Here is a 1,258-nt window from a genome sequence, read left to right on the forward strand (position 1 = left end):
GCCATGTTTGTCGAGATAGAACTGGTATTGCAGGATATTCGCGTGCATCAACAACGTCTTGCCGCTGCCGGTCGCGCTCCAGTATGCGAGCTTGTTGATCTGCGACCACGCTTCGCCGTCTTCCTTGAAGGACGCAATGTGGTCCGCTTCGGGCTTGTCAGCATTACAGGTGGCGACCTGCTCGTTGATCGCTTTCAACAAGGCGGCCGGATCGCTGAAATAGCGATCAAGATAGATCTCGGTGAAGAGCAGAGTCAGGTACTGGAAATACTTCCAGACGATCGGGTCTTCGCCGCGAGTGATGCGGCGCTCGTTCAGCCGCTGGGTGTGTTTGACAATATTCTGATCGTACTCCAGCAGCAGTTCGGTCGGCAGCTTGGTCAGATTGAAAAGCTGCGCCGTCAGGGCGTGATGGAATTGATGGACGTTGTTCTCGTCCATGCCTTCCAGCTTCTCGTTGCGCAGGTGCTCTGCCAGCTGCTCGAAACGCTTCACATCGAACAACGACAGCATCCATTGGTTCAGGACCAACTTGTGGACAAACTTGACTTGCGGCTTCCCGGCGCGCGGCTTTGATTTGGTTGCGGCGCGGGCCATCACAGACCCTCCGTGTCGAACATCAGTCGGTGGAAGTCCTCTTCGATCAGACGGACCTTCCATGTGTCATCGGCAGCTTTCAGGTTTTCCAGGTTGTTGTCGCCGTTGACGTAGATCAGCCGAACTCGCTGTCCTTGGCAGAGTAGCCAGCGCGCGTGAACCAGGTGTCCAGCACGAGGTTGTCCTGCTCCGGATCGCCTGTGAGCTTGCGCCAGATGATCAACGCGCGGCGCCATCCGGTGTGGTGCCGGTCACAGTGCGGAACCACCACTGACCAGCTGCGTCCTGGCGCAGCCGCCCCTTGATGTTCAGCCGCCCCTCGGCGTCGCGCTCGAACTCGGCGGTGAAGGTCTGCGGCGCGGCGATACCCTGCACGGTGAGGCCGATCAGCCAGTTGAACGTCTCCAACAGGTCGACGTTCACCTCGCTGCTTTCATCCGAGCCCGGGCGCTTCACTTTCAGCTTGTATGTGGTCGGATCGGCAAAGGCTTTCACGTTCAACAACGACTGGCTGCCGCGCGTTTCCACATCGAGCATGTAGTGGAGCATGTATTGCTCCTTGAGACGGTCGGCGCCCTGCGCTTCGGCGGATGCCAAAAGATCGTCCTGTTGCGGCGTGCGGCGCGGCACCAGATTGTTGAGGGCGTCCTCGTAAGATTCT

General features: G+C 58.6%; 2 protein-coding genes. Both read right to left on the reverse strand.

From position 1 onward, the window contains the following. Positions 1–597: hypothetical protein (locus A6302_RS20345; RefSeq protein ID WP_210183424.1), on the reverse strand; the 597-nt coding region annotated here is incomplete at its 3' end. 219 nt (positions 598–816) lie between these two features. Next, positions 817–1,258: hypothetical protein (locus A6302_RS20350; protein WP_210183425.1), on the reverse strand; the 442-nt coding region annotated here is incomplete at its 5' end.

The sequence above is a fragment of the Methylobrevis pamukkalensis genome (assembly GCF_001720135.1).
Classification (GTDB): domain Bacteria; phylum Pseudomonadota; class Alphaproteobacteria; order Rhizobiales; family Pleomorphomonadaceae; genus Methylobrevis; species Methylobrevis pamukkalensis.